The sequence below is a fragment of the Streptomyces niphimycinicus genome (assembly GCF_018883605.1).
In the GTDB taxonomy this organism is placed as follows: Bacteria; Actinomycetota; Actinomycetes; order Streptomycetales; family Streptomycetaceae; genus Streptomyces; species Streptomyces niphimycinicus.
On record NZ_JAHLEM010000983.1, the window covers coordinates 1 to 5,065 of the forward strand.

Here is a 5,065-nt window from a genome sequence, read left to right on the forward strand (position 1 = left end):
CGCCCCGTTGTGGGGTGCGCCCCATTGCCGTGGTGCGGCGACCGGCGGAGCCGGCCGGGGTCAGGCTCCGCGGAGGGTGGCGCCCGTGCGGTTGGCCGCTGCCGAGACCGCGGCATCGCGGGAGGCCGCGATCTCCTCGGCGGTCAGCGTGCGGTCCGGGGCGCGGAAGCGCAGCGCGTAGGCCAGCGACTTCCTGCCCTCGCCGAGCTGCTCACCCGTGAAGACGTCGAACAGGCGGAGCGATTCGAGCAGTTCGCCCGCGCCCTCGCGCAGCGCCGTCTCCACGTCGGCCGCGGCGACCGAGGCGTCCACGGTCAGCGCGACGTCCTGGGTGGCCACCGGGAAGGTGGAGACATGGGGGGCCTCCACGCGGCCGGTGCCGGCCTGTTCCAGGCGGTCGAGCTCGATCTCCATCGCGCAGGTGCGCTCGGCCAGGCCCAGGGCCTTGGTGACCCGCGGGTGGAGTTCACCGGCGTTGCCGACGAGGATCTCCTCGCCGTCGACGACGGCCAGCAGCGCGGCGCAGCGGCCCGGGTGCCAGGGGTCCTGCTGGTCCTGGCGGACGATCAGCTCGGCGCCCGCCTCACGGGCCACGATCCGGCCCGCCTCGACCGCGTCGGCCCAGCTCACCGGGGTGCCCTTGCCCCACCAGCCGGCCTGCTCACGGTCGCCCGCGAGGACGACGGCGACGCGGCGCGGCTGGTGCGGCAGCGCGGCGTCGAGCCCGGCGATCTCCTCGTCGGTGGGACGGCGGTCGACGGGGAGGCCGGCCGCGGCCGGCTCATGACCGGTGGCGCGGAAGACCAGGCCGGTCTCGAAGAGCGCGAGGTCGTGCTCACCGCGCCCGGCGTTGCGGCGCAGCGCGCCGAGCAGCCCGGGCAGCAGCGTGGTACGGAGCGCGGGCTCGGCGTCCGAGAGCGGGTTGACCAGCCGGACCAGATCGCGCCGCGGGTCGTCCGCGGCCAGCCCGAACTGGTCGAGGACCTCCTCGCCGATGAACGGGTAGTTCAGCGCCTCGACATATCCGGCCCCGGCCAGCGCCCGGCCGACCCGGCGGTGCAGCCGCTGACGCTCGGTCAGCCCGCGCCCGGCGGGCGGCTTCGGCAGCGTCGAGGGGAGGTTCTCGTATCCCTCGAGCCGGATGACCTCCTCGGCGAGGTCGTTGGGGTCGGTGAGGTCGGGCCGCCAGCTCGGGACGGTGACGGTGAGGTCGTCGGCGCCGTAGACATCGCAGCCGATCTGCTGGAGGCGGCGCACCACGGTCTCGCGGCCGTAGGACACCCCCGCGACCTTGTCCGGGTGGTCGGCGGGCAGCGTGATGGTGTGCGGGGCGCCGGGCGCGATGATCTCGGTGACGCCCACCTCGGCGGTGCCGCCCGCGAGCAGCACCAGCAGATCGACGGTGCGCTGCGCCGCCGCCGAGGTGGCCTCGGGGTCGACGCCGCGCTCGAAGCGGCGGGACGCCTCGGAGGACAGCTTGTGGCGGCGGGCGGTGCGGGCGACCGAGACGGGGGCGAAGTGGGCCGCCTCGATGACGACCTCGGTGGTGCCGGCCACCCGGCCGGTCTCCGCGTCGGCGGTGGCGTCCGCGATCTCGGTGTTGGCGCCGCCCATGACACCGGCGAGGCCGATGGGCCCGCTCTCGTCGGTGATGACGAGGTCCTCGGCGTCCAGGGCGCGCTGGCTGCCGTCGAGGGTGGTGAGCTTCTCGCCCGGCTCCGCGCGGCGCACGCCGATCGCCCCGTTGATCCGGGAGCGGTCGTAGGCGTGCAGCGGCTGGCCGATTTCGAGCATCACGTAGTTGGTGATGTCGACCGCGAGCGAGACCGGGCGCATCCCGGCCTTTTGCAGCCGGCGCTCGAGCCAGATCGGGGAGTGCGCCTCGGGGTCGAGCCCGGTGACGGTGCGAGCGGTGAAGCGGTCGCAGCCGATCGGGTCGGTGACCTGGACCGGGTAGCCGTGGCTGTTGGGCGCGGGCACGTCGATCAGGGCCGGGTCGCGCAGCGGCAGCTCGTAGGCGGTCGCGGTCTCGCGGGCGATGCCGCGCATCGACAGGCAGTAGCCCCGGTCCGGGGTGACGGCGATGTCGAGGACCTCGTCGACCAGCTCCAGCAGCTCGATGGCGTCGGTGCCGACCTCGTACTCCGGCGGCAGGACGATGATGCCGTCGTGGTCGTCGGACATGCCCAGCTCGCTGGCGGAGCAGATCATGCCCTCGGAGGTCTTGCCGTAGGTCTTGCGCGCGGAGATCGCGAAGCCGCCGGGCAGTTCGGCGCCGGGCAGCACGACCACGACCTTGTCGCCGACCTTGAAGTTCCGGGCGCCGCAGACGATGTTCTGCTGCTCACCGGTGCCGTTGGCCTGCCCGACGTCCACCTGGCAGTAGCGGATGGGCTTCTTGAACCCCTCCAGCTCCTCGATGGCCAGCACCTGCCCGACGACCAGGGGGCCCTTGAGGCCGGCGCCGAGCTGCTCGACCGTCTCGACCTCGAGCCCGGCCGAAACGAGTTTGGCCTGTACGTCACGGCCGGTCTCACCGGCGGGCAGGTCGACGTACTCCCGCAGCCAAGAAAGCGGGACCCGCATCAGATCTCCATCCCGAAGGGCCGGGTGAAGCGCACATCACCCTCGACCATGTCTCGCATGTCTTCCACGTTGTGCCGGAACATCAGCATCCGCTCGATGCCGAAGCCGAAGGCGAACCCGCTGTACTTGTCCGGGTCGACACCGCAGGCGATGAGCACCCGCGGGTTGACCATCCCGCAGCCGCCCAGCTCGATCCAGCCCTCGCTGGAGCAGGTGCGGCAGGGCCGGTCCGGGTTGCCCACGGACTCGCCCCGGCACACGTAGCAGAGCATGTCCATCTCGGCGGACGGCTCGGTGAACGGGAAGAAGTTCGGCCGCAGCCGGGTGGACATGCCCTCGCCGAACAGCGCCCGCACCATGTGGTCGAGCGTGCCCTTGAGGTCGGCCATGGTCAGGCCCTCGTCGATGGCGAGCAGCTCGACCTGGTGGAAGACGGGGGTGTGGGTGGCGTCCAGCTCATCGGTGCGGAAGGTGCGGCCCGGGCAGATGACATAGATGGGCGGCTCGCGGTCGAGCATCGACCGGATCTGCACCGGCGAGGTATGGGTGCGCAGCACCACATTGGACGACTCGCCGTCCTTCGCGCCGCGCACGAAGAAGGTGTCCTGCATCTCGCGGGCGGGGTGGTCGGGCGGGAAGTTGAGCGCGTCGAAGTTGAACCACTCGGCCTCCACCTCGGGGCCCTCGGCGACCTCGTAGCCCATGGCGACGAAGACGTCCTCGATGCGCTCGGAGAGCGTGGTGATCGGGTGGCGGGCGCCGGCCGGGGTGCGGTCGTACGGCAGGGTGACGTCCACCGCCTCCTCGACCAGCACCCGGGCGTCACGCTCCGCCTCCAGCTCCTCCTGCCGGGCCTTCAGCGCCTGGTTGACCTGGCCGCGGGCCTGGCCGACGCGCTTGCCCGCGTCCGCCTTGGCGTGCGGCGGCAGGGCGCCGATCTCGCGGTTGGCGAGCGCGAGCGGCGAGCGGTCGCCGGTGTGGGCGACCTTCACCTCGCGCAGCGCCTCGAGGTCGCCGGCTGCGGCGATGGCGGCGAGCGCCTCGTCCCGCCTGCGGGCGATCTCTTCCGGTTTCAGTGCCTCGACCTCGACAGGGTCGTACGACTTATTGGGTGCCGACATCTCTTCCCGTACTTCCGTTTGTCCCCCAGCTACCGCTGGGAGGTGCCCCCCGGCTGCGCGACCCCGGCTCGACTGGCTGCGACCGCTGCGCCCCGTGCAAGGGACGCCAAAGGTGCCAAAGCCCGAGTCTAAGGGGCGCGGGAGGGGTGCTGTTCCGGGGGACGCCGCTCGGCGGCCGCCGCGCGGGGTCCGCCCCGTGCCGAAGAAGCCCGCGGGTGGCTCAGGCCAGATAGGCCGGAGTGCCCACGGGCAGGATAAATCGGAACTCCGCGCCGCCGCCGCGGGCCCGGTCGACGGTGATCGTCCCGCCGTGCGCCTCGACGATGCCCTTGACGATGTAGAGCCCGAGGCCGGTGCCGCCGCGCTTGCTGCCCCGCCAGAAGCGGGTGAAGACGCGGCTCATCGACTCCTCCGGGATACCGGGGCCTTCGTCGCTCACGGTGACGGCGGTCCTTTCGACAGGGGGGCCTTCCGCGACCGGCTTGGCCGGTGTCGCGGGCGCTATGTCAATGGTGACCGTTCCCTCGCCGTGGCGCACCGCGTTTTCCAGCAGGTTGCCCAGCACCTGATCGATCTTGTCCGGATCTGCCCACAGCCGGGGCAGCGGCCCCCTGGCCCTGATCAGGAACCGCTCGGCGGTGTGCCCGGCAGCGGTGAGTGCCTGCACATGGCGGCGGACGGCGGCTGCGAGGTCGACCGGCTGGCGGCGCACCTCCAAGCGGCCGGAGTCGATCCGGGAGATGTCCAGCAGCTCGGCGATCAGCCGGGTGACCCGGTTGGCGTCGGCGTCGACGGTCTCCAGCATCAGCCGCTTCTGGTCGTCGGTGAACCGCTCCCATTTGGCCAGCAGCGTGGCCGTGAAGCCCTTCACGGACGTCAGCGGCGAGCGCAGCTCATGGGCGACGGTCGCGATCAGCTCGGCATGGCTGCGCTCGGTACGGCGGCGGGCCTCGGTGCCGCGCAGACAGACCACCACCCGGCGCACCGGCCCGGTCGGCCGCTCGCGCACATAGCGGGCCGAGACCAGCACCTCGCGCCCGCCCGGCAGCAGCAGATTCCGCTCGGGCTGCCCGGCCCGGATGGCCAGTCCGCCATACGGATCGGTCAGCGCCCACCAGCGCCGGCCGTCCAGGTCCTCTAACGGCAGGGCCACCTCGAGCCGACAGCCGATCGCGTCCGCGGGGTCGGTGGCGGTGATCCGGGCCGCCGCCGCGTTGAAGCAGGTGACCAGGCCCGTCTCGTCGGCCACCACCAGGCCGTCGGGCAGATCATCGGGGTGCGGCGCGAAGCCGTCCGGCGCGCCGCCGGGCAGGCCGGGGCCCGGCCCGGTGGACGAGAGGCCGCGCCCCCCGCCGGGC

Annotated in this window: 3 protein-coding genes; all 3 read right to left on the reverse strand. The window is 72.8% G+C overall.

Annotated elements, in window-relative coordinates:
- Window positions 1-60 precede the first annotated feature (60 nt).
- Window positions 61-2,586 carry a phenylalanine--tRNA ligase subunit beta gene (gene pheT, locus KN815_RS46390; RefSeq protein WP_216347799.1) on the reverse strand — a complete coding sequence of 842 codons (2,526 nt, stop codon included), beginning with the start codon at window positions 2,584-2,586 and terminating at the stop codon, window positions 61-63.
- Entirely contained in the window at window positions 2,586-3,707 is a 1,122-nt protein-coding gene (gene pheS / locus KN815_RS46395; RefSeq protein WP_216347800.1) for a phenylalanine--tRNA ligase subunit alpha, read from the reverse strand. Before pheS ends, pheT begins: the two co-directional genes overlap by 1 nt.
- Window positions 3,708-3,927: 220 nt before the next feature.
- The gene (locus tag KN815_RS46400; protein ID WP_216347801.1) at window positions 3,928-5,019 is read right to left on the reverse strand and encodes a sensor histidine kinase; all 1,092 of its coding nucleotides are present in this window, start codon (window positions 5,017-5,019) and stop codon (window positions 3,928-3,930) included.
- Window positions 5,020-5,065 lie beyond the last annotated feature (46 nt).